22 protein-coding genes and 2 pseudogenes are annotated in these 25307 nt (G+C 59.5%); 19 read left to right on the plus strand and 5 right to left on the minus strand.

From position 1 onward, the window contains the following. The first annotated feature begins 2 nt into the window (after nucleotides 1-2). The 13 genes from ACFDR6_RS23745 to ACFDR6_RS23805 all read left to right on the plus strand — a co-directional run bounded on the left by ACFDR6_RS23745 (nucleotide 3) and on the right by ACFDR6_RS23805 (nucleotide 12552). A complete protein-coding gene (locus ACFDR6_RS23745) occupies nucleotides 3-1985 on the plus strand; it encodes a conjugal transfer protein TraG (RefSeq protein WP_375859680.1) in 1983 nt (660 codons plus the stop codon). A gap of 6 nt (nucleotides 1986-1991) precedes the next feature. Beyond that, entirely contained in the window at nucleotides 1992-2420 is a 429-nt protein-coding gene (locus ACFDR6_RS23750) for a ribbon-helix-helix domain-containing protein (protein ID WP_270163317.1), read from the plus strand. 201 nt (nucleotides 2421-2621) lie between these two features. Continuing rightward, nucleotides 2622-3542: a P-type conjugative transfer ATPase TrbB gene (gene trbB, locus ACFDR6_RS23755; protein ID WP_375859819.1), complete on the plus strand. Its 921-nt coding sequence runs from the start codon at nucleotides 2622-2624 to the stop codon at nucleotides 3540-3542. Nucleotides 3543-3553: 11 nt separating this feature from the next. Next, nucleotides 3554-3880 (plus strand): TrbC/VirB2 family type IV secretion system protein, encoded by a 327-nt coding sequence (locus tag ACFDR6_RS23760; RefSeq protein WP_375859820.1) that lies wholly within the window; start codon nucleotides 3554-3556, stop codon nucleotides 3878-3880. Further along, nucleotides 3880-4143, plus strand: a complete 264-nt coding sequence (locus ACFDR6_RS23765; RefSeq protein ID WP_375859681.1) for a VirB3 family type IV secretion system protein — start codon at nucleotides 3880-3882, stop codon at nucleotides 4141-4143. Before ACFDR6_RS23760 ends, ACFDR6_RS23765 begins: the two co-directional genes overlap by 1 nt. Before the next feature lie 10 nt (nucleotides 4144-4153). Continuing rightward, complete coding sequence (gene trbE / locus ACFDR6_RS23770; protein WP_375859821.1) at nucleotides 4154-6595, plus strand: conjugal transfer protein TrbE; 2442 nt, start codon at nucleotides 4154-4156, stop codon at nucleotides 6593-6595. Continuing rightward, nucleotides 6592-7323 carry a P-type conjugative transfer protein TrbJ gene (gene trbJ, locus ACFDR6_RS23775; RefSeq protein ID WP_375859822.1) on the plus strand — a complete coding sequence of 244 codons (732 nt, stop codon included), beginning with the start codon at nucleotides 6592-6594 and terminating at the stop codon, nucleotides 7321-7323. Before trbE ends, trbJ begins: the two co-directional genes overlap by 4 nt. Beyond that, on the plus strand, nucleotides 7323-7703 hold the full coding sequence (gene trbK-alt / locus ACFDR6_RS23780; RefSeq protein ID WP_375859682.1) for a putative entry exclusion protein TrbK-alt: 381 nt from the start codon (nucleotides 7323-7325) through the stop codon (nucleotides 7701-7703). The genes trbJ and trbK-alt overlap by 1 nt, the downstream gene beginning before the upstream one ends. Further along, on the plus strand, nucleotides 7700-8929 hold the full coding sequence (trbL, locus tag ACFDR6_RS23785) for a P-type conjugative transfer protein TrbL (RefSeq protein ID WP_375859683.1): 1230 nt from the start codon (nucleotides 7700-7702) through the stop codon (nucleotides 8927-8929). The genes trbK-alt and trbL overlap by 4 nt, the downstream gene beginning before the upstream one ends. Before the next feature lie 485 nt (nucleotides 8930-9414). Then, entirely contained in the window at nucleotides 9415-10098 is a 684-nt protein-coding gene (gene trbF / locus ACFDR6_RS23790; RefSeq protein WP_027545494.1) for a conjugal transfer protein TrbF, read from the plus strand. 86 nt (nucleotides 10099-10184) lie between these two features. Further along, nucleotides 10185-11090, plus strand: coding sequence for a P-type conjugative transfer protein TrbG (trbG, locus tag ACFDR6_RS23795; RefSeq protein ID WP_375859823.1), 906 nt, complete (start codon nucleotides 10185-10187; stop codon nucleotides 11088-11090). Next, complete coding sequence (locus ACFDR6_RS23800) at nucleotides 11087-12301, plus strand: TraB/TrbI/VirB10 family type IV secretion system protein (RefSeq protein ID WP_375859684.1); 1215 nt, start codon at nucleotides 11087-11089, stop codon at nucleotides 12299-12301. Before trbG ends, ACFDR6_RS23800 begins: the two co-directional genes overlap by 4 nt. Before the next feature lie 5 nt (nucleotides 12302-12306). Further along, entirely contained in the window at nucleotides 12307-12552 is a 246-nt protein-coding gene (locus tag ACFDR6_RS23805; RefSeq protein ID WP_375859685.1) for a DUF2274 domain-containing protein, read from the plus strand. Here the strand turns inward: ACFDR6_RS23805 and ACFDR6_RS23810 are convergent. The 4 genes and pseudogenes from ACFDR6_RS23810 to ACFDR6_RS23825 all read right to left on the minus strand — a co-directional run bounded on the left by ACFDR6_RS23810 (nucleotide 12519) and on the right by ACFDR6_RS23825 (nucleotide 15657). Further along, entirely contained in the window at nucleotides 12519-13508 is a 990-nt protein-coding gene (locus ACFDR6_RS23810) for a LysR family transcriptional regulator (RefSeq protein ID WP_375859686.1), read from the minus strand. The genes ACFDR6_RS23805 and ACFDR6_RS23810 overlap by 34 nt on opposite strands. Before the next feature lie 9 nt (nucleotides 13509-13517). Then, nucleotides 13518-14147, minus strand: coding sequence for an acyl-homoserine-lactone synthase (locus tag ACFDR6_RS23815; protein ID WP_375859687.1), 630 nt, complete (start codon nucleotides 14145-14147; stop codon nucleotides 13518-13520). Between the two features lie 606 nt (nucleotides 14148-14753). Beyond that, nucleotides 14754-14926: pseudogene (locus tag ACFDR6_RS23820) on the minus strand (transposase domain-containing protein); the annotation flags it as partial. Nucleotides 14927-14934: 8 nt separating this feature from the next. Next, nucleotides 14935-15657, minus strand: coding sequence for a LuxR family transcriptional regulator (locus ACFDR6_RS23825; RefSeq protein WP_375859688.1), 723 nt, complete (start codon nucleotides 15655-15657; stop codon nucleotides 14935-14937). 466 nt (nucleotides 15658-16123) lie between these two features. Here ACFDR6_RS23825 and ald point away from each other — a divergent pair, with 466 nt between their 5' ends. The 5 genes from ald (at nucleotide 16124) to ACFDR6_RS23850 (ending at nucleotide 23337) form a co-directional block, all read left to right on the plus strand. Further along, nucleotides 16124-17236 carry an alanine dehydrogenase gene (gene ald / locus ACFDR6_RS23830; RefSeq protein ID WP_375859689.1) on the plus strand — a complete coding sequence of 371 codons (1113 nt, stop codon included), beginning with the start codon at nucleotides 16124-16126 and terminating at the stop codon, nucleotides 17234-17236. A gap of 192 nt (nucleotides 17237-17428) precedes the next feature. Continuing rightward, a complete protein-coding gene (locus ACFDR6_RS23835; RefSeq protein ID WP_375859690.1) occupies nucleotides 17429-18508 on the plus strand; it encodes an ABC-three component system protein in 1080 nt (359 codons plus the stop codon). Then, nucleotides 18505-19002, plus strand: a complete 498-nt coding sequence (locus ACFDR6_RS23840) for an ABC-three component system middle component 2 (protein ID WP_375859691.1) — start codon at nucleotides 18505-18507, stop codon at nucleotides 19000-19002. The genes ACFDR6_RS23835 and ACFDR6_RS23840 overlap by 4 nt, the downstream gene beginning before the upstream one ends. Beyond that, nucleotides 18999-20840 (plus strand): AAA family ATPase, encoded by a 1842-nt coding sequence (locus tag ACFDR6_RS23845; protein WP_375859692.1) that lies wholly within the window; start codon nucleotides 18999-19001, stop codon nucleotides 20838-20840. The genes ACFDR6_RS23840 and ACFDR6_RS23845 overlap by 4 nt, the downstream gene beginning before the upstream one ends. 478 nt (nucleotides 20841-21318) lie before the next feature. Beyond that, nucleotides 21319-23337, plus strand: coding sequence for an AIPR family protein (locus tag ACFDR6_RS23850; protein ID WP_375859693.1), 2019 nt, complete (start codon nucleotides 21319-21321; stop codon nucleotides 23335-23337). 252 nt (nucleotides 23338-23589) lie between these two features. On the opposite strand, the gene ACFDR6_RS23855 is transcribed toward ACFDR6_RS23850, so the two are convergent. After that, on the minus strand, nucleotides 23590-24630 hold the full coding sequence (locus ACFDR6_RS23855) for an IS110 family RNA-guided transposase (RefSeq protein WP_375859694.1): 1041 nt from the start codon (nucleotides 24628-24630) through the stop codon (nucleotides 23590-23592). A 155-nt stretch (nucleotides 24631-24785) separates the two neighbouring features. Between ACFDR6_RS23855 and ACFDR6_RS23860 the strand changes: the two are divergent. Further along, nucleotides 24786-25300 (plus strand): annotated as a pseudogene (locus tag ACFDR6_RS23860) (transposase); the annotation flags it as partial. Nucleotides 25301-25307 lie beyond the last annotated feature (7 nt).

Consider the following 25307-nt stretch of genomic DNA (forward strand, 5'->3'; position numbering starts at 1 on the left):
GGATGTCCGGAACCAAAATCCTATGGGGACAGGTGATTGTCGTCGGCCTGATCGTCTTGCTCGCCATATGGGGTGCGACCGAGTGGACGGCCTGGCGCCTCGCCTATCAGCCGGAGCTTGGGCAGCCGTGGTTCGAGTTGTCGGGCTTCAAGATCTATTACCCGCCCGTCTTCTTCTGGTGGTGGTTCGTCTACGACGCCTATGCCCCTCAGGTCTTTGTCGAAGGTGCATTCATCGTGGCCTCGGGGACCTTTGTTTCGATCGCGGTCGCGATCGGCATGTCGGTCTGGCGGGCGCGCGAGGCCAAGAATGTCCAGACCTACGGCTCGGCGCGGTGGGCCGATCCGCGGGAGGTGCAGGCGGCCGGACTTTTGGGTGGGGACGGGGTCGTGCTTGGCAGGCTGGCGGAGGATTACCTCCGCCACAACGGACCGGAGCATGTGCTCTGCTTTGCGCCGACCCGGTCCGGCAAGGGCGTTGGCCTTGTTGTTCCTTCCCTCCTCACGTGGCCAGACTCGGCAATCGTGCACGACATCAAGGGCGAGAACTGGCAGCTCACGGCCGGGTTTCGGTCCCGACATGGCCGGGTGTTGCTGTTCGATCCGACCAATCCAAAATCGTCTGCCTACAACCCACTTCTCGAAGTACGCCGCGGCGAATGGGAGGTTCGGGACGTCCAGAATGTTGCGGACGTGCTGGTCGATCCGGAAGGGTCGCTCGACAAGCGGAACCACTGGGAGAAGACCAGCCATTCGCTGCTTGTCGGTGCCATCCTGCACGTCCTCTATGCAGAACTTGACAAGACGCTCGCCGGGGTCGCGGCCTTTTTGTCGGACCCGAAGCGCCCAATCGAAGTCACGCTGAAGGCAATGATGACAAGCTCGCACCTTGGTGAGCAGGGTCCACATCCCGTTGTCGCCTCAACCGCGCGAGAACTGCTGAATAAGTCTGAGAACGAACGCTCTGGCGTGCTCTCGACCGCGATGTCGTTCCTTGGACTCTATCGGGATCCGGTGGTGGCGCAGGTGACAAGCCGATGTGACTGGCGGATCGCGGACCTGATTGCCGATGCTCGTCCGACGACGCTCTATCTTGTCGTGCCTCCGTCCGACATCTCCCGGACGAAGCCGCTCATACGTCTCGTGCTCAATCAAATTGGCCGTCGCATCACCGAAGATCTGCAAGCCAACAACCGCCGCCACCGCGTCCTGATGATGCTGGACGAGTTCCCGGCACTGGGACGTCTCGATTTTTTCGAGTCGGCGCTCGCGTTCATGGCCGGATACGGGATCAAGGCCTTCCTGATTGCACAGTCGTTGAACCAGATCGAGAAGGCCTACGGCCCCAACAATGCGATTTTGGACAATTGCCATGTCCGCGTGAGCTTCGCAACAAACGACGAGCGGACCGCAAGACGCGTTTCGGACGCGCTTGGGACTGCGACCGAGATGCGAGCCATGAAGAACTATGCCGGCCATCGGCTGAACCCGTGGCTTGGCCATCTGATGGTCTCGCGGCAGGAGACCGCACGCGCCTTGCTCACGCCCGGCGAGGTGATGCAGCTTCCTCCCACCGACGAAATCGTGATGGTGGCCGGGACGGCGCCGATCCGAGCCAGGAAGGTGCGCTACTACGAAGACAGACGGCTTACCGAGCGCATTCTCTCACCGCCAGAGCCGGCCAGGCTGGGGCGGTCTTCCCGGGAAGATAGTTGGTCCAGCCTCAAGCTCCCCGCGCGGAATGGCGCAACCGTCCAGACCGAAGACTCCGAAACCGATGCCGCCAACAGCGGTCTGCGCCGGGAACCCGAACTTCCTGACCACGTCGCCATCGTCAAAGAGACAACCGATGTGACGCCGACAGAAGAGTTTGCCGTCCTGGACGACGACGATGAGGCCGTGCGTCAAGCCCGGCTTCTTCGCCAGCAGATGCGGGGCGTGGCCCGCCAGGCGGCGCTTGACCCGAACGATGGCATTGATCTCTGAGGTCCCATGCGCAACCGCATGAACGTGTATTTCCCCCCGGAGCTTCTGAAGCAGATTTCCGACCTTGCCGATCGCAAAAAGCTCTCGCGATCGGCCATCGTCGAGGCGGCCGTCATCTCGTTTCTGTCACCGGATGGAGTCGATCGCAGAGAGGCGGCGTTCGCCCGCCGGCTGGACCGGTTGTCCCGGCAAGTGCAGAGACTTGAGCGGGATGTCGGGCTGACAGCCGAGACCCTGGCCCTGTTTGTTCGGTTTTGGCTGACGATCACGCCTCCCTTGCCGAACGAAGCCCAGGCCGCCGCTCAGATCAAGGGACGTGAGCGCTTTGAAGGCTTCGTCGAGACATTGGGCCGCCGCCTGCAAAAGGGCCAAAGCTTCTTGCGGGAGATTCCGGACGATGTCGTTCATGGAGCGCCCGAGGATTCCACCAAATGATTGCGCCGGCCTTGCTGGTTGCTCCGGCCTTTCTCTTTCTACGCCAGACTACGACGGAGATGATCGCCTGGTTGCAGGAAGGTCGTTGGTGGTTTTTCTAATCATCCCCATCCGAGGGCGCTGCTTTAGCCCTCGATCGGTGGGGGGCAGGCAGTGGCAATCCATTCTCTTCAGTCGGAGGCGATCTCGCGTGGCGCGCGGATGCTCCGCAGCGCGCTGGGGCTCGCCATCGCGCGCTACCTCGAAGACGATGCGATCGTCGAGGTCATGCTGAACCCTGACGGCCGGTTGTGGATCGACCGGCTCTCCAGCGGACTGACTGATACAGGTGAACAACTCTCCGCCGCCGATGGCGAGCGCATCATTCGCCTGGTGGCACATCATGTGGGGGCCGAGGTCCACGCCGCCGCGCCCCGTATTTCTGCTGAATTACCCGAGACCGGAGAGCGCTTCGAAGGCTTGTTGCCTCCTGTCGTCGCGGCACCAGCGTTCGCCATTCGCAAGCCCGCCGTCACCGTCTTCACGCTCGACGACTATGCCAAGGCGGGCATCATGACGGCCGATCACGCCATGGCACTGCGCCAGGCCGTCGCCTCGCGCAAAAACATCCTGGTCGCTGGCGGCACATCAACGGGCAAGACCACGCTCACAAACGCATTGCTTGCCGAGGTCGCGAAGACCAGTGACCGGGTCGTGCTGATCGAGGACACCCGCGAGTTGCAATGCAAAGCACCGAATCTGGTCGCGCTGCGCACCAAGGATGGCGTGGTCTCGCTCTCGGATCTCGTGCGCTCCTCACTTCGACTGCGTCCAGACCGCATTCCCATTGGCGAGGTGCGGGGCGCTGAGGCTCTTGATTTGCTCAAGGCCTGGGGAACCGGTCACCCCGGCGGTATCGGCACCATCCATGCGGGCACTGCGCTCGGCGCTTTACGCCGGCTGGAGCAGCTCATCCAGGAAGCCGTGATGACCGTGCCGCGCGCCCTGATCGCCGAAACCATCAACGTCGTTGCGGTCCTGTCCGGGCGCGGTGCCGAGCGCCGGCTTGCCGAACTCGCGCGCGTCAACGGCCTCGGAGCGGCCGGGGATTACAGCCTTTCACCAGCAGGAGACTTCACATGAGCAATCGAAACATGAGCAATCGAAACCGAGTTCCGCATTGGAGCGTTTCCATCGCCGCGCTGGGTGCGGTCCTGCTCATAAGTCCGCCCGCCTGGGCCGCCGGCTCCAACATGCCATGGGAGCAGCCGCTCAATCAGATCCTGCAGTCGGTTGAAGGACCGGTCGCCAAAATCATCGCCGTCATCATCATCGTCGTCACGGGCCTGACGCTTGCCTTTGGCGATTCCTCGGGCGGCTTTCGCAGGCTGATCCAGATCGTGTTCGGGCTTTCGATCGCGTTCGCAGCTTCGAGCTTCTTCCTGTCGTTCTTTTCGTTCGGCGGCGGCGTGGTGGTGTGATGGACGAGCCCGTCGCAGGATTTATCGCGCCGGTGCATCGGGCTCTGACTGAGCCGATCCTGATGGGCGGAGCACCCCGGTCGGTCGCCATCGTTAACGGGACGCTCGCCGCGGCCCTTGGGCTGGGATTGCGCTTGTGGATCGCCGGTCTCCTGCTCTGGGCCATCGGGCACGCGGCGGCTGCATGGGCTGCCAAGCGAGACCCGGCCTTCGTCGAAGTGGTGCGCCGTCACCTGCGCGTCCCAGCCCATCTCAACATCTAGAGCTCTTTCCATGATGAATCTTACGGAATACCGCCGATCGAGCACGCGGCTTGCCGATTTCCTGCCTTGGGTGGCCCTGGTCGACGCGGGCATCGTCCTGAACAAGGACGGCTCATTCCAGCGAACGGCCAGATTCCGCGGACCAGACCTCGACAGTGCCGTTCCGGCCGAGCTCGTGGCCGTGGCCGGTCGTCTTAACAACGCTCTGCGCCGCCTGGGATCCGGCTGGGCCGTCTTCGTGGAGGCGCAGCGCCATTCCGCAGGAGCGTATCCGCCCAACGCTTTTCCGGACGTCGCATCCGCGCTGGTTGATGCCGAGCGCCGGGCGCAGTTCGAGGAAGAGGGCGCCCATTACGACTCGAGCTATTATCTGACTTTCGCTTACCTGCCGCCGGCCGAGGATGCGGCCAGGGCGGAGCGGCTTCTTTATGAAGGCAGCAGGCGCACGCCAAGTGCCGACGCGCGCGAGGTGCTCAGCGGCTTTGTCGACCGAACCGACCGCGTGCTGCAGCTTGTCGAGGGCTTTATGCCTGAATGCGCCTGGCTCGACGACGAGGAGACGCTGACTTACCTGCATTCGACGATCTCGACCAAACGGCATCGGGTTCGTGTGCCCGAGATCCCCATGTATCTCGACGCGCTGCTCGCTGACCAGCCGTTGACCGGCGGTCTCGAGCCGATGTTGGGCACAGCGTACCTGCGCGTTCTGACCGTCGTCGGATTTCCGACAGCGACCACGCCCGGAATTCTCGACGACCTCAATCGTCTCGCTTTCCCGTACCGCTGGTCGACCCGGGCGATCATGCTCGACAAAACGGATGCCACAAAGCTCCTGACGAAAATCCGGCGCCAGTGGTTCGCCAAGCGGAAGTCAATCGCCGCGATCCTGAAGGAGGTGATGACCAACGAGGCATCCACGCTTCTCGATACCGACGCTCACAACAAGGCGATGGATGCGGACGCGGCGCTTCAGGAGCTTGGTTCGGACCAGATCGGAGAGGCCTTCGTGACGGCGAGCGTTACCGTTTGGGGCCGGGATGCGCGCTCGGCCGACGAGAGATTGCGACTCGTCGAGAAGGTCATTCAGGGGCGCGACTTCACTTGCATGATCGAGACGGTGAACGCCATCGAAGCGTGGCTCGGCAGCCTGCCTGGACAGGTATATGCCAACGTCCGGCAGCCGCCCCTCTCGACCCTCAACCTTGCTCACATGATTCCGCTGTCGGCCGTATGGTCCGGAGAGGCGCGGGATCAGCATTTCAAGGCTCCACCCCTGCTTTTTGGCAAGACAGAAGGATCAACTCCGTTCCGTTTCGCGCTTCACGTCGGCGACGTCGGACACACGCTTGTGGTTGGCCCGACCGGTGCCGGCAAGTCGGTCCTGCTGGCGCTGATGGCGCTCCAGTTCCGCCGCTATCCCCAGTCTCAGGTCTTCGCCTTTGATTTTGGAGGCTCAATCCGGGCGGCAGCCCTCGCTATGGGCGGCGATTGGCACGATCTCGGCGGCGCGCTGTCGCAAGATGCGTCCGAGCCGGTCGCGTTGCAGCCATTGGCCTGGATCGACGACACGGCGGAACGGGCCTGGGCCACGGACTGGGTTGCCTCGATCCTTGCCCGCGAGAAGATCGAGATCACGCCGGAGGCGAAGGATCATTTATGGTCCGCGCTGACCTCCCTTGCGTCAGCGCGCCTCCCAGAGCGGACCCTGACAGGGCTGTCCGTTCTGCTCCAGTCGACGACCCTGAAACGCGCTTTGCAACCCTATTGCCTCGGTGGGCCCTATGGGCGGCTGCTCGATGCAGAATTCGAACGAATTGGCGAGGGGTCGGTCCAGGCGTTCGAGACCGAAGGACTGATTGGAACGGACGCGGCGCCCGCGGTGCTGGCCTATCTGTTCCACCGCATTGGCGACCGCCTCGATGGCAGGCCGACGCTCATGATCGTCGACGAAGGCTGGCTTGCGCTTGATGACGCGGATTTTGCCGGCCAGCTCCGCGAATGGTTGAAGACGCTGCGCAAGAAGAACGCGTCTGTGGTTTTCGCCACACAGTCTTTGTCGGACATCGATGGATCCGACATCGCTCCTGCCATCATCGAGAGCTGTCCGACTCGATTGCTTCTGCCGAACGAGCGTGCGATCGAGCCTCAGATCACCGCGATCTATCGCCGTTTTGGGCTCAACGATCGCCAGATCGAGCTCTTGAGCCGCGCGACGCCGAAACGGGACTACTACTGCCAATCCCGTCGCGGCAACCGCATGTTCGAGCTCGGGCTCGGTGAAGTCGCACTCGCCTTTGCGGCTGCATCATCCAAGACAGACCAGGCCGCAATCGACCGACTGGTTACAGAGCACGGCCGCGAGGCCTTTGTACCTGCTTGGCTCCAGCACCGCGGAGCCGGTTGGGCCGTGGACCTCATTCCCAATCTTGGCAATCTGGAGAAGTCGCAATGAGCCGTCGTCGTCTCGGTCTGGCGATCAGCATCGTTGCTGCCTCGCTTCTGGCAGCCGTGCCTAGCAGGGCGCAATGGATCGTCTTTGATCCCAACAACTACGTCCAGAATGTCCTGACCGCAGCACGAGAGCTGCAGCAGATCAACAATCAGATCACCTCGTTGCAGAACGAGGCGCAAATGTTGATCAACCAGGCGAAGAACCTGGCAAGCCTGCCATATTCCTCGCTGCAGCAGCTCCAGAGCTCGATTCAACGCACCCAGCAGCTTCTCAGCCAGGCCCAGCGCATCGGCTATGACGTGCAGCAGATCGATCGGGCCTTCGCCACCAGCTACGGACCAGCAACCAGCAGCCAATCCGATTCAGCGTTGATCGCAGGTGCGCAATCGCGCTGGCAGGACTCGGTCGTGGGATTTCAGGACGCGCTTCGTGTGCAAGCTGGCGTTGTCGGAAATCTCGACACAAACCGCATTCAGACCTCGGCACTGGTGAGCTCAAGCCAGGGTGCAAGCGGGGCCCTGCAGGCCACGCAAGCCGGCAACCAGATCCTCGCACTCCAGGCGCAGCAGCTTGCCGACTTGACGGCGGCCGTGGCGGCGCAGGGCAGGGCTCAATCCCTGGAATCTGCGCGACGCGCCGCTGCTCAGGACCAAGCTCGCGAGCAGCTTCGGCGCTTTCTGACGAGCGGTCAGGGTTATCAGTCCTCCAACGTGCAGATGTTTCATTGATGAGCGATCAAAAGGCCTTCCAAGCATTGTCGCTCGCCATCACGGTGATTGGCGGAGCGGCGCTCATCGTCGCATGCACGATCCAGCTACGCGGTCCGGACAAAGTCATGGGCTCGAAGCCATCGAGCACAACAGCCAGCACAATGGAATCCGATCTCACCCGCTGCCGCACTGTGACGTCAGAGCATTCTGCGGCATATCAGGATTGCCAAAGGATCTGGGCCGAGAACCGGCGCCGGTTCTTCGGCCGAGGGGTGAGCCCGACCGGTCCCGCTGTCAACGATCGAGCCAGCTCGCCGATGCTGTCGGCGCCGAAAGATCAGAGCCGAATGCCTCAAGGCGATCCCTCCGTCGCGTCACCCGCGGGAGGTGATCAATGAGCGGCACGGGAATTATCGATCAGTTCCTCGAGACCTTCACCCGCTACATCGACAATGGCTTTGGGCTTCTTGGCGGCGAGGTGGGTTATCTTGCGACAACGCTGGCTGCGATCGATATCACCCTGGCCGCCCTGTTCTGGAGCTGGGGCACGGATGAGGACATCGTCGCGCGGCTCGTCAAGAAAACCCTGTTCGTCGGTGTGTTCGCCTACCTGATCGGCAATTGGAATAATCTCGCCCGTATCGTCTTCGAAAGCTTCGCCGGTCTCGGATTGAAAGCCTCAGGTACGGGCCTTTCGGCAGGCGATTTCGTTCACCCTGGAAAAATCGCACAAGTCGGGCTCGATGCCGGCCGGCCGATCCTGGATTCGATCTCAAACCTGATGGGCTACATCAGCTTTTTTGAGAACTTTGTCCAGATCGTGGTCCTGCTGTTCGCCTGGGCCGTCGTCCTGCTCGCCTTCTTCATTCTGGCGATCCAGCTCTTCGTTACACTGATCGAGTTCAAGCTGACGTCGCTGGCCGGGTTCGTGCTGCTTCCGTTCGGGCTGTTCGGCAAGACCGCGTTTGCGGCCGAACGGGTCCTTGGCAACGTCGTGTCGTCCGGCATCAAGGTGCTGGTGCTGGCCGTGATCGTCGGTATCGGCTCGACCTTGTTTTCCCAGTTCACCTCCGGCTTCAATGGCGGCCAGCCGACGATCGAAGATGCCATGACTCTCGTCTTGGCCGCACTGTCGCTTCTGGGACTTGGAATCTTTGGACCCGGAATCGCGAACGGACTGGTATCCGGTGGTCCCCAACTCGGTGCGGGCAGCGCGGTCGGTACGGGACTTGCGGCCGGCGGGATGGCTGCAGCAGGAGCCGGTCTGGCTGCCGGCGGTGTCGGCCTCGCCGGCGGAGCGATCGCAGGTGCGGCACGGGGCGGCAGCGCGATCGCAAGCGGCGCGGCCGCCGCCTACCGGAGCGGCGGCATAGGTGGTGTTGCCGAGGCTGCTGCTTCAGCTTCTGTCAGTCCGCTCCGCAGAGCCTCCGCGGCGATCCATAGCGGCAGCCGGTCCACCAGCACGACCTCTGCCAGCTCGGGCGAAAGCCCGCCGGATTGGGCGCAGCGCATGAAGCGCGCGCAGACTATCAGCCATGGAGTTTCGGCGGCAACTCATGCCGTCCGGTCGGGAGATCATGGTGGAAGTGGCAGTTCGATCGATCTGTCTGACGGAGGGCGCTAGATGTCAAAGTGCCCGTTCGCTGAGAAGCCGCGCGAATACGCCCACAGGACTGACCAGCCAAGTTCAAGCGCGCGCCCTGGTCGGCGCACCTGGCATGGTCCGGCTTGGCAAGCTCTGGTGCTGGTTTCTCAAGCACTCTCGTTGAGCCTTACGCCCGCGCTTCTCTGGCAGGCCACGCATGACCCGTCCGCGTCGCTGAGAGCGCCACTGCACGAAAGCCAACAAGTGTTCGAGATGTCGGCCATGCAAGATCGGCCGGACGCCTTCGTTACGCTGCCTCTCGTGCATTTGCTGCCTGACCTCCGGGGTTTGAGCTCAAGCGTTCGCAGACGGCAATGCAGGGCCTGCCGTGTCTCGCGCTGCCTTTGCGTGTTCAGACACCTCGTCCGCGTCGAGCAAGCAACGTGATTGCAACCCTCCGCACTCGCCGCCTGGCCATCGAGCAAAATGCAAGTCTCAATTTTGGTTTCTTGGGGAAATGACTGATGTTCAAGAGGTCTTCGGTTCACTACGGGCGAACGCCCGCGCCCGTGACGCCCTATCAGAAGGCGGCGCAAGCGTGGGACGAGCGCATCGGCTCAGCACGTGTGCAGGCCAGAAATTGGCGGCTGATGGCATTCAGCTGCCTGACGCTCTCGTGCGGCCTCGCAGGAGGGCTGGTCTGGCAATCAACGCAAGGAACAATCACGCCGTGGGTCGTCGAAGTCGATCGTCTCGGCCAGGCCCAAAGAATAGCTCCCGCGACCTCCGATTTCGAACCCAGCGATGCTCAGATTGCCTATCACTTGGCTCGCTTTATCGAGGACGTCCGCGGTCTGCCGGCAGACGGCATTGTCCTGCGCCAGAACTGGCTCAGGGCGTACGACTTCACCACTGACCGCGGGGCCGCCGCTCTGAACGAATACGCCAGGAGCAATGATCCCTTCGCAAGGCTCGGAAAGACGCAAGTCTCAGTCGAGGTCTCGAGCGTGATCCGCGCCTCAACCGAAAGCTTCCGCGTCGCCTGGGTTGAGCGCGGCTACGAGAACGGATCGCTTGGTTCAACGGAGCGCTGGACCGCCATTCTGACGATCGTCATCCAGGCCCCTCGCGATGCCGATCGGTTGCGCAAGAATCCTCTCGGCGTCTACGTCAATGCAATCAGTTGGTCGAAGGAGCTCGGGCAATGAAGCCGCAATCCTCTCAACGCGTGACCGGCATCTCTCCAGGGTTATCGGGCAGGGCGGCCGTTTCAGTGCTCGCGGTTCTGGCGTGCATGCTTGGCGCCTGCTCGACCTATATTCCGCCCCAAATCACCTATGACTCCGACGTGCCGCCACTGCCGCCGCTACCGGCTGATGTCGATGATCGAAGCCGTCCACTTCACGTCCCGCCCGCCTGGAAGCCGGCGCTCGGTGGCAAATCGGGGGCAAAGGAGGAAGCCGAGCCGGTCGACAGGGTCGAAGCGGCCAATAGCGCCGCTCGCGTCCAGCCACGCAAACGCGGGTATTTCAACGCCGCGCAGATCTACAGCTTCAGTTCCGGTGCCCTGTACCAGGTCTACGCAGCGCCGGGTCAAATCACGGACATCGCGCTGGAGGAGGGCGAACAGCTGGTCGGGTCCGGCCCGATCGCGGCCGGTGACACGGTGCGTTGGGTCGTCGGGGATACCGAGAACGGAAGTGGGGACACCCGCCGCGTCCATGTCCTGGTGAAGCCGACGCGCGCGTCGATCGAGACGAACCTCGTCATCAACACGGATCGGCGTACCTATCTGATTGAGCTTCGCTCGCGCGAAAAGCCCTACATGCCCTTGGTTGCGTGGTACTACCCGCAAGATCGGCAGGGGAAGAGACAATCGGCACCTTTGACACCTGCTTTGCCGGACATCACGCAGCGCAGGTTCCGTTACCGAATCGAAGGTGACAACGCTCCCTGGCGTCCCATTGCGGCCTACGATGATGGTCGCAAGGTCTACATCGAATTCCCGCAAGGCATCGTCCAGGGCGAAATGCCGCCCCTGTTTGCCCTCGGCCCTGACGGCAAGACCGAGATCGTCAACTATCGGGCTTATGGCAATCTGCTGATTGTCGATCGGCTGTTCGCAGCCGCCGAACTCCGCCTGGGCGGAGAGCACCAGCAGAAGGTCAGAATTGTTCGGACCGACGGGAGCTCGACATGACCGAGCGTCAGGATGAAGAACAACCGGCCGGCACGCAGCGGTCGTCTCAGGAGCAGACAGAGCTGTTTCGGCTCCGGCCAGAATACCCGCGCGTGACCCGCCTTTCGCGCAAGGTCTTGTTGACCGGAAGCTCCCTCGCAGTATTCCTTGTTGCTGGTGCGACCTTCTGGGCGCTGCAGAAAAATCAGGCACGCGGTCCCAGGCCAGAAGAGCTCTACAGCACTGATCATCACAACGTTGCGGAGAGTATCACTGCGCTTCCGCAGGATTACACGATGGTGCCACGCCAGGTGCCGCAGTTGGGCCCGCCGCTTCCAGGCGATCTTGGCCGCCCGATCCTCGCTGCTCAGGGGCAGCCGGCTGGTACCGCGGCAGGTTCGGCCGATCAGGAGCGGCAGCGGGAGAACCAGGAGGCAGAGGCGGCGCGCATCAGCCGTCTGTTTGCCTCCACGAATACGCGAGAGGCCTCAAATCCGACAGGCGTCGGGCAAGCAGTTGATCGCGCGAACATGGCTGCGCCGGGGTTCAACAACGAGGAGGGATCTGCGCAGAATGCGCAGGACCGGAAGCTTGCGTTCGTGAATGCTGCCGTGGACAGGCGTACCACGAGTCCGGATCGAATCACGAAAGCTGCTTCACCTTATGTGGTGCAGGCAGGAACGGTCATTCCCGGAGCGCTGATCACGGGGGTCCGCTCCGATCTGCCGGGACAGATCACGGCACAGGTCACCGCGCACGTGTATGACACGCCGACGGGCCGCTTTTTGCTGATCCCGCAGGGTGCGCGCCTCATAGGTGTCTACGACAGCCAGATCAGCTTCGGCCAGTCACGTGTGTTGCTGGTCTGGACGCGGCTGATCATGCCCAACGGGCGCTCCATCGTCCTCGAGCGGCAACCCGGCGCGGATTCGTCAGGGTATGCAGGGCTTGAAGACGAGGTTGACAACCACTGGGGTGAACTCTTCAAGGCAGCCGCCCTCTCAACCTTCCTGGCCGTCGGCACAGAACTGGGAGCTGGCTCCGATACAAACAGCAACGATAGTGCGATCATTCAGGCGTTGCGACATGGCGCATCGGATTCGCTCAACCAAACCGGACAGCAAGTGGTTCGGCGCAGTCTCAACATCCAGCCCACACTCACTGTTCGGCCCGGGTTTCCGATCCGCGTCAACATCAACCGCGATCTTCTTCTGGAGCCATATAAAGGGTGATGCACATGCCAAAACTTAAAATCGGAGCGATCCCAGATGAAAAACCCGTCAAGATCAGTCTTGATCTGCCGGCGCCCGTGCATCGAGATCTAGTTGCCTATGCCGAAACCCTTTCGCGTGAATCGAGCCAATCTGTAGAGCCCGCCAAGCTGATTGCGCCGATGCTGGCACGGTTTATGGCCACCGATCGCGGTTTCAGAAAGCTTAGGCGTTCAAGTCATCCCTCTGCTGTTGAAGGCGGTGAAGGATAGCGTTCGGCCAAGAGATCAAGGAAGCGCGTAAGCGCCGGGTTCTCATTGTCCTTACGCCAGTACGCGTTAAAGCCCATACGGCTTGGTCCAGAACCGTCCTGGATTTCCCGATAGACCACGCCGGTGAAGTTGGCTCCCACGTCAGCTTCAAGGACCAGACTTATTCCAAGCCCCAAGCTAACGAGGCTCTTGATGATGCCTCGGCTTACATCATGCCGCTCGATCTTTGGCCGCCTCTCATTGGCAACCAGCTTTGAAACCAGCAGCTCTTTTAAATCGCTTCCAGGATCACGTTGGCTTAGAAGAACTGTCTCGTCGTGAAGGTCGGTCCAGTGGATAACGTTGCGGGAGAGCAGAGGATGATCCTTTGGAAGCACAATGAGAATGCGTTCGCTCCAAACCGGCAGACTCTTCTGACCGGGTAGCGTACGTCCTCCAGGCACGACGGCGACATCGGTCGTGCCACTGCGAACAGAATCCATCAGACGCGTGCGCGACTGTTCGGCTGTGGTGAGTGCGACCATGGGAGTTCGCTTCCTGAACTCCGCGAGGGTGGCACGTAGATTGCCTGCAGATATTGAGGTGCAGAAACCCACGGAAAGGTGGCCCGCCTCGCCGCGGCCGCTGGAGCGGCCCGTTGCGACCAGTGTGTCGACCTGCTCAAGGATCATTCGCGACATTTGCAGGATCGTTCGCCCGGCCCGCGTTGGTACGACCCCGCCGGTCGAACGGTCAAATAGAGCCACTCCGACCAGGTGCTCAAACTGACTGATCGAGCGACTGAGCACCGAATGCTGCACGGCCAGGCATTCGGCCGCCTGTCGAAAGCTTCCGCAGTCCGCCGCGGCGACCGCCGATCGCAAATGATGAAGACTGATATTGGTTGATTGCACAGGGCGAGACATGTCTCTTGAGATCGCGGCCGGCAATTTTGGGGAGGTTGAGGGGTTGAACATGCGAGATCTCTACGCAGCTTTCAGCGCCGGTTCCCAGAGCACAGGTGAGCGAAGTGTTCCGGTGTCGCGGACCCGGGATAGTGCGGCCGCGGAAATCTCAAGATAACCAGCGACTGCTTGGGTGTTTCCCAATGTCCTTGCCTGGCCTGCCCGTCGCAGGGGCCACCCTGCGCGTCGCAAGATACGCTCCATCCGGGCGTCGGTCACAGTTATAATTTCTGTGAGCCGCCTCGAAAGGCCGAATTCGATCATGCCAGCGAAGAGCTCGTAGGTCGCGCTGGTTAGCCCCCGCATCGTTCCGCGCGTTCCAGCGTCAACATCCAGCGCAAAACGGCTGCTTTCCCAGACCGAAAGATTCGCTTTAAAGGGCTGTCCATCGAGCAGCACAGGAAAGGTATCGCGCAACATCGTCGGTCCGGTAGATGGAAGCAGTCGTACGCAGCCCTGAACGCTGTAATTGCTCGATCGCTGAATGAGGTAAACAGGACCGAGGGCGTCGAATTCATCGATCTCCATGTCGCCGCTGGTCTGAACGTCCCATGCGAGGCGTTCCTTGAAAACCCTGTATCTAAGTCGGTGCATCTCACAAAGGTCTTCAGCAAAGGCTCCATAGAACTCCTGTGTGATGATCTGCATCATTGATTGTGCCTCCAAAGCCGCAGGGCGGGTATTGAAGGCGAATCATCGGGAATGTGCAGCCTCCTCAGTTAAGGAGGGTGTGATACCGAGATCCGACGCACGCATCCGGCGACGATCCGGAATAGCGGGACCGAGCCGCGCAAGCATATTTGGTCGGTCTTCGCCCGTAGTGTCGCCGAACATCCTCAGAGCACTATCGACGAGTTTTTACTGTTCGGCCTATATGGAGTGGCTAGAACTCGGGAACGAGACCTAGAGTTTGAGGGGACATTCTATCGAGGATGACACACACCATGTCAGAAATCTCATGGCGACAGGACGGGGTCGATCCTGGCTGGTTCATCGCTGAGGGCATCGGATCAGTCCGAAGCACGGCCAGCTACGGACGACCAGGAGGCTGGTGGTTCCTTCCTGCCTGGTTGCCTGACACTGAAGAGAACGACATCGGACCATTCAGGACAAAAGCTGCAGCATGAAAAGAAGCCGAACGTCTGGCTGCCGCCCAAGATCAAATCGCCGGGAATTAATCGCGGTTTGGCATCTCGGGGGTGATGCCGGAACATCGTTTACCCTCGTTAGCTCATCTTGGTCGGCAAGCTGATGGACTCAAGCCGCATGGGCGACGCTCTGAGGGCGCGAATTCCAAGGTCGAAGTGCTGGATGCGCTTGGCGGGATGACCCGGCAGACGGGCCAGTATGTGTGCGAGCCAGGCCTGGGGATCGATGTCGTTGAGCTTGGCGGAGGCGATGACGGCGTAGATCGCCGCGGCGCGCCGGCCGTCCACACCTAGGTCTTTCGGCCAGCAGCAACAAAACGCGCGACTGCCTGGATCGTCGATCGAACGCCCAGCTTGGTCCTGGCGTTGTCCAGGTGAAATGCGACCGTATAGTGAGAGATGCCCATGATGCGGCCAATTTCCCAGCAAGACTTGCCCTGAGCGGCCCAATTCAGACATTGGATTTCTCGCCGAGAAAGCGTGACACCATCAATCTGATCAGGGGCACGCAGCTTACGTTGTGCATGTGCATGGAAAGTCGTTGCTAAAAAGGGAAGTATACGAGCATGCCGGCGTACAGAACGTCCGAAGGACGCACCTCGTTCGCTGGCGGCAAATGTGACCGTGGCAACAGCGACGCCGCTCTCGTGAATCGGAACGGTGAAGCCGCAGCGAATGCCAAATCGGGCGGCCTCCTCGAAGAGCTGGCGGGCAGGCTCCGAATGTACTTCTGGTCCGAGACCAAGGCCCCACTCAAAGGCCTTGTCCCGGCGAAGGGATTGGATAATCACGGGGTCGAACCGATGATACTGCTGCTGGACGTAATGCGAAGTCCAACTTGATGGATAGGTCGAAATCAGAAGTGGCTGCGCGCCTGGTCTGGAAGGTAAAGCGAGGTAGGCGAAACAACACAGATCGAGCGCGGCGGCAGTTTCGGCCATCCCCAGCCTAAGGTCGTCGACGTCAGTACTTTCGATGAGTTGATCGATGAAAGCTTGGAAAACGTAACGCATTGTCCTTCTCGCTGCAGGCATTCGAAAAATCACACGTTTGACTTTCGCCTCAATCGGTAAACTCGGATATCGGGTTCATACGCCTTATCACGTCATGCCGCAGGACAACCCTGTGACTTGTTTCAGGATATTGCGCGAACGCGGCGCAATCTGATCGCTTGCCTCCAATGATGAGGTCAAGTTTGCTCAGGTCAAGTCGTGCTTCATATCTTGTGATTGTTTTGATGCGGCGTCCCATAGCCGCGCGATCGCAGTGGCAAACAGTTTCGCTCGACACGAGAATTCGGTTCGGTCATCCGCCACTTACAGCTGCGCTTCGACGATTGCCATGCGGGTCTCGTGCGCTTCTTTGAAATCCTGCGTGATTGCACAAAAAATCGCGGAATTTCAGCGTGACTTGGCTCCACTTTCGCAAGTTTGCACCGCGATTCCCACTAGAAGGGGACCGTCCAAGAGGAGATTCCAAATGAAGGTCGGTGTTCCCAAGGAGATCAAGACGCACGAATACCGCGTCGGCCTGACTCCTGGGGCTGTCCGCGAATATGTGGCCGCAGGCCACAGCGTGCTGATCGAGACCACGGCTGGCGCTGGCATCGGCGCAACAGACGACCAGTACCGCAAGGCTGGCGCGACGATTCTGGGGTCCGCTCACGATGTATTCGCATCGAGCGAGATGATCGTAAAGGTCAAGGAGCCCCAGCCTTCGGAATGGACCCAGCTGCGAGAGAACCAGATCCTCTTCACATATCTGCATCTGGCGCCGGACCCGGAGCAGGCTAAGGGCCTCATAAAGTCCGGATGTACCGCCATTGCCTACGAGACCGTGACTGGTCCGGCTGGCGGGCTTCCGCTGCTTGCGCCGATGAGCGAAGTTGCGGGCAGGCTTGCGATCGAGGCCGCGGGTGCGGCGCTGAGGCGGTACGCAGGCGGGCGGGGGCTGTTGATCGGCGGCGTGCCCGGTGTGCAGCCGGCCCGTATCGTTGTGATCGGAGGCGGGGTTGTTGGTGCACATGCCGCACGGATGGCGGCGGGACTGGGTGCCGAGGTCACGATCCTCGATCGTTCGATTCCCCGGCTTCGCGAACTGGACGAACTATTCGAGGGGCGCGTTCGCACCAGGTTCTCGACCATAGAAGCCGTCGAGGAGGAAGTCTTTGCAGCGGACGTTGTCATTGGGGCGGTGCTGGTTCCCGGCGCCAGCGCGCCGAAGCTGGTCAGCCGCGGCATGTTGAGCTCGATGCGCAAGGGCTCCGTCATCGTGGACGTAGCTATCGATCAGGGCGGATGCTTCGAGACCTCGCGCCCGACGACGCATGCGGATCCAACCTTCGAGGTGGACGGCGTCATTCATTACTGCGTCGCCAATATGCCCGGAGCTGTCCCGCTCACCTCAAGCCACGCATTAAACAATGCCACGCTGCCCTTTGGTTTGGCTCTCGCCAACAAGGGATTTGCAGCCGTGCTCGAGAATCCGCATCTGCGCGCAGGCCTCAATGTCTATCGGGGCCGGCTAACTTATAAGGCCGTGGCCGAGAGTCTCGGCCTACCCTTCTCACCGATCGAACAGGCCGCGGCCTGATCCCCAGAGGCTCCTTAGGGGGCGTTTTCCTCCCTCACTTGGGCCACTCCTTCGGAGTGGCCCTTTTTTGAGGGAGGAATGGCACAAGTCTACGCAAGGCAGTGTGACATGTCCTCCGAAGGCAAGACTAGGGTTAACGACCGTGGGGCTAGTGCTCTGTAAAAAAGCGGCGTCCCGTTTCAGGGGACGTTTATGAAGCCTGCGACGCGAGCCATTAATGTGAAGGCAGTTATTAGTGCTGCTGATCCGCTTGAAATTCGTTCCGGCCCGGCCATCCCGCCAATCGAACGAGTTAAAATCTTCTCCGCCACGCAATGGGAAGAGTGCGTCGATGAGTGGGCATCGAGTATGCCGGGCTACAAACTTGTCGAGCGCGCGGGCGGCGCCGGCGACATGGGATGCGACGTCATCGCCACGGTCGATCCGTCCGATAAGAATAGCCCTTGGGACAATTATCAGTGCAAGCACTATGACCATGCGCTAACTCCAAGCGATATATGGCTCGAGCTGGGCAAGCTCTTCTACTACACCTTCATAAATGCCTACGCCGTACCGCGTCGCTACTATTTTGTTGCACCGCGAGGTGTCGGCACAAAACTCATGCGCCTGCTAAAGAAGCCCGAAGAGCTGCGCGCTGGATTGATCGCCAATTGGTTTGAGAAATGCACTACGCAGATTACGAAGACTACCACTGTTCCGCTTACAGGTGCGCTTCTAGTCTATGTTCAGAATTTCGACTTCGGTCGGGTTGCTCATGTACCTCCTCTCAAGCTCATCGAGCAACATCGCGGCACGCCGTATTTCGCCGTCCGCTTTGGACTAGGATTGCCAGAAAGGGCTCCGGCGCCTCTGCCACCGGCGCAGATTGCTGCCTCCGAAAGCCGGTATGTCGCGCAGCTGCTTGAGGCCTACGGCGACAATAAGTCCACGATCTTCACGTCGCTCGGCGCATTGCCTTCCGCTGAGGGACGGCATTTTCAGAGGGCGCGCGAGAGCTTCTATTGCGCTGAGGCGCTGCGCAGCTTCTCGCGTGACACGCTGCCGCCGGGCGCATTTGAGAATCTCCAAGACCAAATCCACGACGGCGTAATCGACACTGCGGAGGCGGGCATCCATGCTTGTGGCCTCACGCGCCTTAACGCAACCGTCGAGCACGCCACGAAACTCGATATAACGAGTTCGGCATTGCTTGGGCGCGTTGAGCCGAAGGACAGGCGTGGCATTTGCCATCAGCTGGCAAACGCCGATCGACTGACATGGGTGCCAAAATGATCGATGCCGCACATGGTTCTTCTCCCTTCAACAGCGCGCTGGAAACAGGAGTCCGCGCAATTGCCATTCTTGTCGAGGCTTATCCGTCCGCATACGACCTTCAACGCCTTCTGTATTTCGACTATCTGGTTGTTCACTCACAGGATGCAGACGGCCCTGCAAGCCTTCATCCCAACACGCCGCTTCGAAACGGAGAACTCCTGGTGCGTCGCGGCATCATTGAACGAGGTCTTCTTCTTCTTGTCGGACGCAGCTTGGTCGAAAGGCGCGCCGATGCTGAGGGCTTCGCCTATTGTGCCACCGACGACGCCGCGCCATTTCTCGATTGCCTTCAGTCGAGCTATAGCCAGTCCCTTCGGGAACGCGCGGTATGGGCGGTAGATCATTTCGGTCCGCTAGACGATGACGAGCTAAAGAGCTATTTCGATGCTCGCTTCGAGCGCTGGACGCGAGAATTCCAAGCTATGAAACTTCCCCCGGAGCGATTGCTATGAATGGCTTTCAGTTGCGCGCGCTTCGCGTGACGGGCCCGGGTAAGCGAGACGCCGAAATCACTTTTGGTACGGGCCTCAACGTCGTTTCCGGCCCATCCGACACTGGCAAGTCCTATCTTGTCGAAGCAATCGACTTTATGTTGGGTGGCGCCACACCACCTCGCCAGATTCCAGAGAGCGGCGGATATGATCAAGCCCACCTGGCAATCGAAAGCAACGATGGGAAGTCATACGTCCTCACACGTGCATTGCAGGGCGGCGATTTCGTGCTTAGCCAGCCGTCGACTCCGGGCGTCGAGCACGTAACACTCGCTGCGCGACACTCCGCCACGGATCCGAACAACATCAGCACGTTCCTCCTCGGGTTTGTTGAACTCGATGGGAAGCGCCTGCGGAAGAACGTCAACAACGAACTTCAGAACCTGAGCTTCCGAAATCTGGCTCCCCTGGTCATTGTTGACGAAGAGAGTATTATCAAGAAGAGCTCACCCGTTTTCACCGGAGAGTCCACGCAGCGAACGGCACAGGCCAGTGTATTGAAGTTGCTTCTCACTGGCCTAGATGACAGTGCGCTGGTCGCCACAAAGAAGCGGGCTATCGTAAAGGCGGAGATTGAGGGACAAATCGCCGTCCTCGATCAATTAATCGCCGACTTCGAAGCAGAACTGAACGACCATACTGACGATCCGAGCGGCCTCGCAGCTCAGGACCAGCGCCTCGAAGCCGCGATCTTGGCCAGCGAAAGAGCACTCGCGACCGAACGATCTGCATTTCAGGAGCAAGAACGTGCGCGCCGCGAGGCCTGGGCAACGCGAGAACGAATTGAAATCCGAGAAAGCGAAATCGATGGCCTCGATGAGCGCTTCGCTCTACTCGATCAAAGCTACTCGTCCGATCTCAACCGTCTCAATGCGATTGCAGAAGCCGGTCAGCACTTCGTCGCCTTGGCCGCAGGAACATGCCCACTGTGCGGCGCTCCTGCCGGAGACCACCGTCACGAGGGAGTGCCGCACGATGGCGACATCGAGCGCCTGCGAATAGCTTGCGCGAGCGAGATCACAAAGATCAATCAGCTCAGACTCGAACTAGGCGAGGCAACTTCCGACATGAGACGAGAACGGGAGACCCTGCGGGCAGACGCGCATACGGCGCGAGCGTCATTCCTCGCAGCGGATGAAATCGTACGGGACACATTAACGCCGGCATTGTCTGTGGCACGGCAGCATTACGACGAACTGCTAACCACACGAGCCCGAGTTCGCAATGCAATCGGCCTTGCTGATCGGCTCAATGCACTTCGACTGAGAAAGTCGGATGCGGAGGCAGCTCTAAGCACCGCTGGGAAGACAAACGAAGAGCGCCCTGGCCTGCCAGCAGCGTCTGTCCAAGCGCTGAGTGTTGCGGTCGAAATGCTGCTCGAGGCGTGGCACTTCCCGTACGAGAAACCGGTCTACTATGAAGAGAAGAACTACGATCTGGTACTCGGTAGTCGACGCCGTGGTGAGCAAGGCAAGGGCCTGCGCGCACTTACACATGCTGCGTTCACGATCGGCTTGCAGCTCGCAATCAAGACAATGAAGCGAAAGCCAACCGGTTTTATCGTGCTCGACTCGCCGCTCGTGACCTTTCGCGAGGCAGACCATGAAGATGACCTCGCCCCAGATCAGAAGATCCATGTGAAGCAGGCATTTTACAAAGACTTGACGACGCGTTCCGCGAATTTTCAAATAATAATTGTCGAGAACGAGGATCCCACCGCCGATCTTCTAGCGAATATGACGACACATTTTTTCACGAAGCAGGCGACCAACGGCCGCTACGGCTTCTTTCCGATCTAGCAGCTTCGAGCGCATCAAGATCGATGCATCGGGATGCCAACAAATCCTGACGTGATTTTTGCTCATGCAAATGAAGACTGCCCTCATAGCGCAAGAAAATCCCACCCTCGAATCCGCGGCTGAACCCGCGCGAGCCGAAGGACCGTGGAGCGACTTGGCGCTGCACGGCATCGGCTGGAAAGCATTCCAGGATCTGTGTTCACAGGTATGCGAAGAGGTAGGCAAAGGCTTCCTTGTCCGCCATAAGACTCTCCTAACGTCCTATTCCTCACCGCCCTCCCGGCCACCACACTGCGGCCGGATTGGCCGCACTAGTCTTATTCGGTAGCAGCGCCACGAACGCGCCCCGCTTATGCAGATAGCGGACATAGGTGGACCGCCGTCAATAGGGCAGGTTGTGACCCCATGCGGACTTTGGCTATTGCCTTCAACCACGAGTCGCGGTTGATTGCTACAACACCACCATACTGCGGAACCCATGGCAAAGAACGATAGCATCCTCATTGACGGCATCATCGCCCAGAGATTGGCAGACAAGAAGCCCTCCAACGATGTAGGCGAGGTTTTTGAGTATTTCTGCTTTGAGCAAATCCTGAAGCAATACGACTTATCAGACGAAGAGCTGGAAGCGGGCTGGGTGGACGGCCAGTATGATGGCGGCATCGACGGCTTCTTCATTTTCGTCAATGGCCATCTGGTCTCCGATACGACCGCAGCGTGGCCCCGGTCCAACGCGCAAGTCGATGTCGTCGTGATTAGCTGCAAGCATCACGATACATTCAAAGAGCAGACCTTGAACAACATGCTGGCGACCATCCAGGAGCTGTTCGATCTTTCGATTGGTGCAACAAACTTCAAGGGTAAATATTCGGCCGAGCTATTGAAGTCGCGCAGCTTGTTGGCTCGCACCTATGAGAAGCTCGCAATAACGAATCCCAAAATCACTCTCAATTTTGTATATGGTTCGCGAGGTGACACCGGCAATATCGGCGAAAGTGTCAGCGCTCGCGCGGAGCAAATGCGTCACCTCGCGGCCAGCTTCTTCAGCGACACCGTCGCAACCTTCACGTTCATGGGTTCGACTGAACTGATAGAGCGATACCGACAAGTCAAACAATTCACATTAGAGCTGCCGTTTCAAGATCATCTGGCGGGGCCGGCCGGTGGTTATATCTTGATTGCCAAGCTTATCGATTACTACAATTTCATCTGTGATGCGCAGGGTAATCTCAGGCGGTATTTGTTCGATTCCAATGTCCGCGACTATTTGGGAGAGAACAAGGTCAACCTCGACATCGCGGCCTCGCTCGACGACGAGAATGGACCTGACTTTCTCTGGCTGAACAATGGGGTGACCATCCTAGCCACCAATGCGGTCATACGCGGGGGCAAGAACATGATGATGCAAGACATCCAGGTTGTTAACGGTCTGCAGACGACCGAGTCGATATATCGACACTTTCGCTCTGGCTCGAGCCGATCAGCTGACAGGACCGTGTCTATAAAGATAATCGTCTCCGGCGAGGAGCAGTTACGCGATCAAATCATCCGCGCGACGAATAATCAAAGCGCCATCGAACAGGCCGCCCTGCACGCGACGAACAAGATTCAAAGAGACATTGAACAAATTCTCGAACGACACGACTTCTACTATGAGCGTCGCAAAAACTACTACAGGAACATCGGAAAGCCGCCGGAGAGATTTGTAACTCCAATGTACGTTGCCGCAGGATACGTGGCGATCATCATGAAGCAGCCTGCACGAGCGGCACGGCTTAAATCACGCTTCATGCGAAATCAAGAACGCTACGAACAGGTGTTTTCGGAGAGCGCGCCAATCGAAATGTGGCCTCGTCTCGTGCTACTTTTGAAGGCTGCCGAGCGTGAGATGCTCGGGGCGCGAGAAGGCTGGGGCGAACGCGCGCTGAGAAGTTGGCGCGGGCTCATCGTCTTGTTGTACGTCTCCAAGATAATTGGTCGGTTCAGTTTCTCTGCATCTGAGTTCTGCAAAAAGATCGACCTGGACAAAATCGATCATGGCCTGATGGACGTATGCTTCCGCTTTGTCGAGCAACGACGATTAAGCTCGCTTCGTCAGGAGCCGAGCGCAGCGTTCTGCAAGGATGTTTGCAAAGAGTTCGGAGCTCTGCATTCGCTGCCGGGCATCGAGGCTCTAAAACACGATGAGTCGAGCTGGGCCTTCAGAGAAGCACAGCGGAACGACACTTCCCGGCTATCGGATGAATTTGTCGATCAAGTAGACACTTTATTGCCTACCCAGCCGTGGTCGAAGAACATTCACGTTGAATTGGCCGCTAAGCTGGAGGTGTCCGGCTATAGGGTTCAACGAGCGATTACACAACTGGTGGATTCTGGACGCCGCAAGAAGCAAGTGAACGGCATCTTGTACGATGCGGCCGGATCTCCCATCACAGGTGAAACTACCGCTGCATCCCTCGCATCCGACCACCCGGACAATGAAAAAAAGGAAAAATGACCGCTTGTGACCCTGGCTGTTCTCTAATTCCGGGCGTGAGGTCAAGCTCTCCTTGAACATTCTTGCCGGGTCCATGGTTCTCTCCGCGGTAGGGGCGTGCCCTCCGCATGATGGCGTAAGATGACGTTAGCGGATCAATGTGTGAAGCGCGCTTTGCCCTTTCGAGCACCGCAAAGCCAGGGGCGATCTCACCAACGCCAGCGTCCCGGCAGGGACGTTCGCTCCCGCTGTTCGGCGGGAACTCGTTATCCTTTATGCAGGCTGATCAGCAGCATCCTTTGATGACCATTTAAATTCGGTACCATCGATCCACATCCGATGCAGAATGACAGCAAGTTTTCGGGCAACCGCAACCTTGGCCTTGCGTAGCCCGCTTCGTTTTGCAAGCCGAATGCCCCACGCTTTGAGTGCTGACCATTTTGCTACGCGTGTGAGCAGCACATTGGCCGCCTCGTAGAGGTAACTTCGCAGCATCTTATCGCCGCATTTCGAGATTCGGCCCGTCCAGTCAATCTCGCCGGATGCGTATCGGCGGGTCGTTAGCCCTGCGTAGGCTCCGACGCTTCGTGATCTCTTGAAGCGAGCGGGGTCATCGATCGTCGCAAGGAAGCAAAGGGCCGTGACCGGGCCGATGCCAGGAGCCGTCATGAACCGTCGCACCTGAGCATTGTTGCGAGCCAGCCGCAGTACTTTGCGGTCAAGGTCCACAATCTGTTGCTCGACGGCCTCGCGTGCCTTCAGCAATGGATCTACCGCGGCAAAAAGCTCTGACCGATCCTCGGCCAACTGCGCGGCGCGCACAGCAAACATATTCATCTTTGCTCGTCCGATGACAAGCCCAAGATTCTTGAGGAGCCCTCGGATTTGATTTTCGATATCCCGCTTGATCTTGACGAGCAGAGCTCGACTGACAAGAAGGGCCTTGGTCGCATGACTATCGAGATCCTTGACGCAAACCTCCTTGTACCAACCACATTGCATGATACGCGCTATGCCAGCAGCGTCATTTCGGTCGCTCTTGTTGATCTGCATTTTCAGAACCGCCTTCGCATGCCTGGCGTCAATGCAGATAACGGGTAACCCGATCTTATTCAGTTCGGTCCACAGCCATGTCGACGTTGCTCCCGTCTCGAGCCCAATCCGAACGACGTGTGGCGCGTGCAATTTGATGAATGTCGCGATCGCCTCCGGGTCAGACGTAACCACCCCTTCGCGCTCGACCTTTCCTGTCTGATCGACGATGCAGATCGAAGTCAGTTTCAGTGACACGTCTAGTCCCACATAGCGCTCCATTGCGTCTCTCCGTTATTGCAAGGCCCCGAGGTAGGCCTCGTCGAACTGGAGAGCTGATTCCCAGAGCCTGAGTATGGCTCCGAGCCCGGAATTACCCCATGTGTGAAAACAGAGTGCCGCTGTTATGATTCTCCCCTGATTCTGAGGGGGAATTGATGAGGCGCTTCGTTGCGGGGACGGATCGTGGGCAACGGACGCTGCTGCCTGAATGCCTCGATGATTTCATTGACGAGAACAACCCTATTCGCGCGATCGACGAGTTTGTCGATGCGCTTGATCTGGCCGAGATGTGCTTCGGTGGAGTTGCGTCGGCGGCAACTGGCCGGCCGTCGTATCACCCTCGGTTCTCCTGAAGCTTTACATCTACGGCAATCTGAACCCGGGTGCAGTCAAGCGGGCGGCTGGAACGAGAGGCCGGACGCAACATCGACGTGATGTGGCTGCTGGGCCGGCTTGCTCCCGATCACAAGACGATCGCGGACTTCCGCGAAGACAACAGCCTGGGCTTGCGCAAGGTCTGTGCGCGCTTTGTCGAGCTCTGCCGCGGGATGGGCCTTTTCACGATGGCGAGCGTCGCCATCGATGGGAGCAAGTTCAAGGTCGTGAATACCGGGAGGAGGAGAGCGTCGCGCGCTATCTGAGCCAACTTGACACGGCCGACCGACAGGAGACCGTCA

This window comes from Bradyrhizobium tunisiense (genome assembly GCF_042263385.1).
Lineage (GTDB): Bacteria > Pseudomonadota > Alphaproteobacteria > Rhizobiales > Xanthobacteraceae > Bradyrhizobium > Bradyrhizobium tunisiense.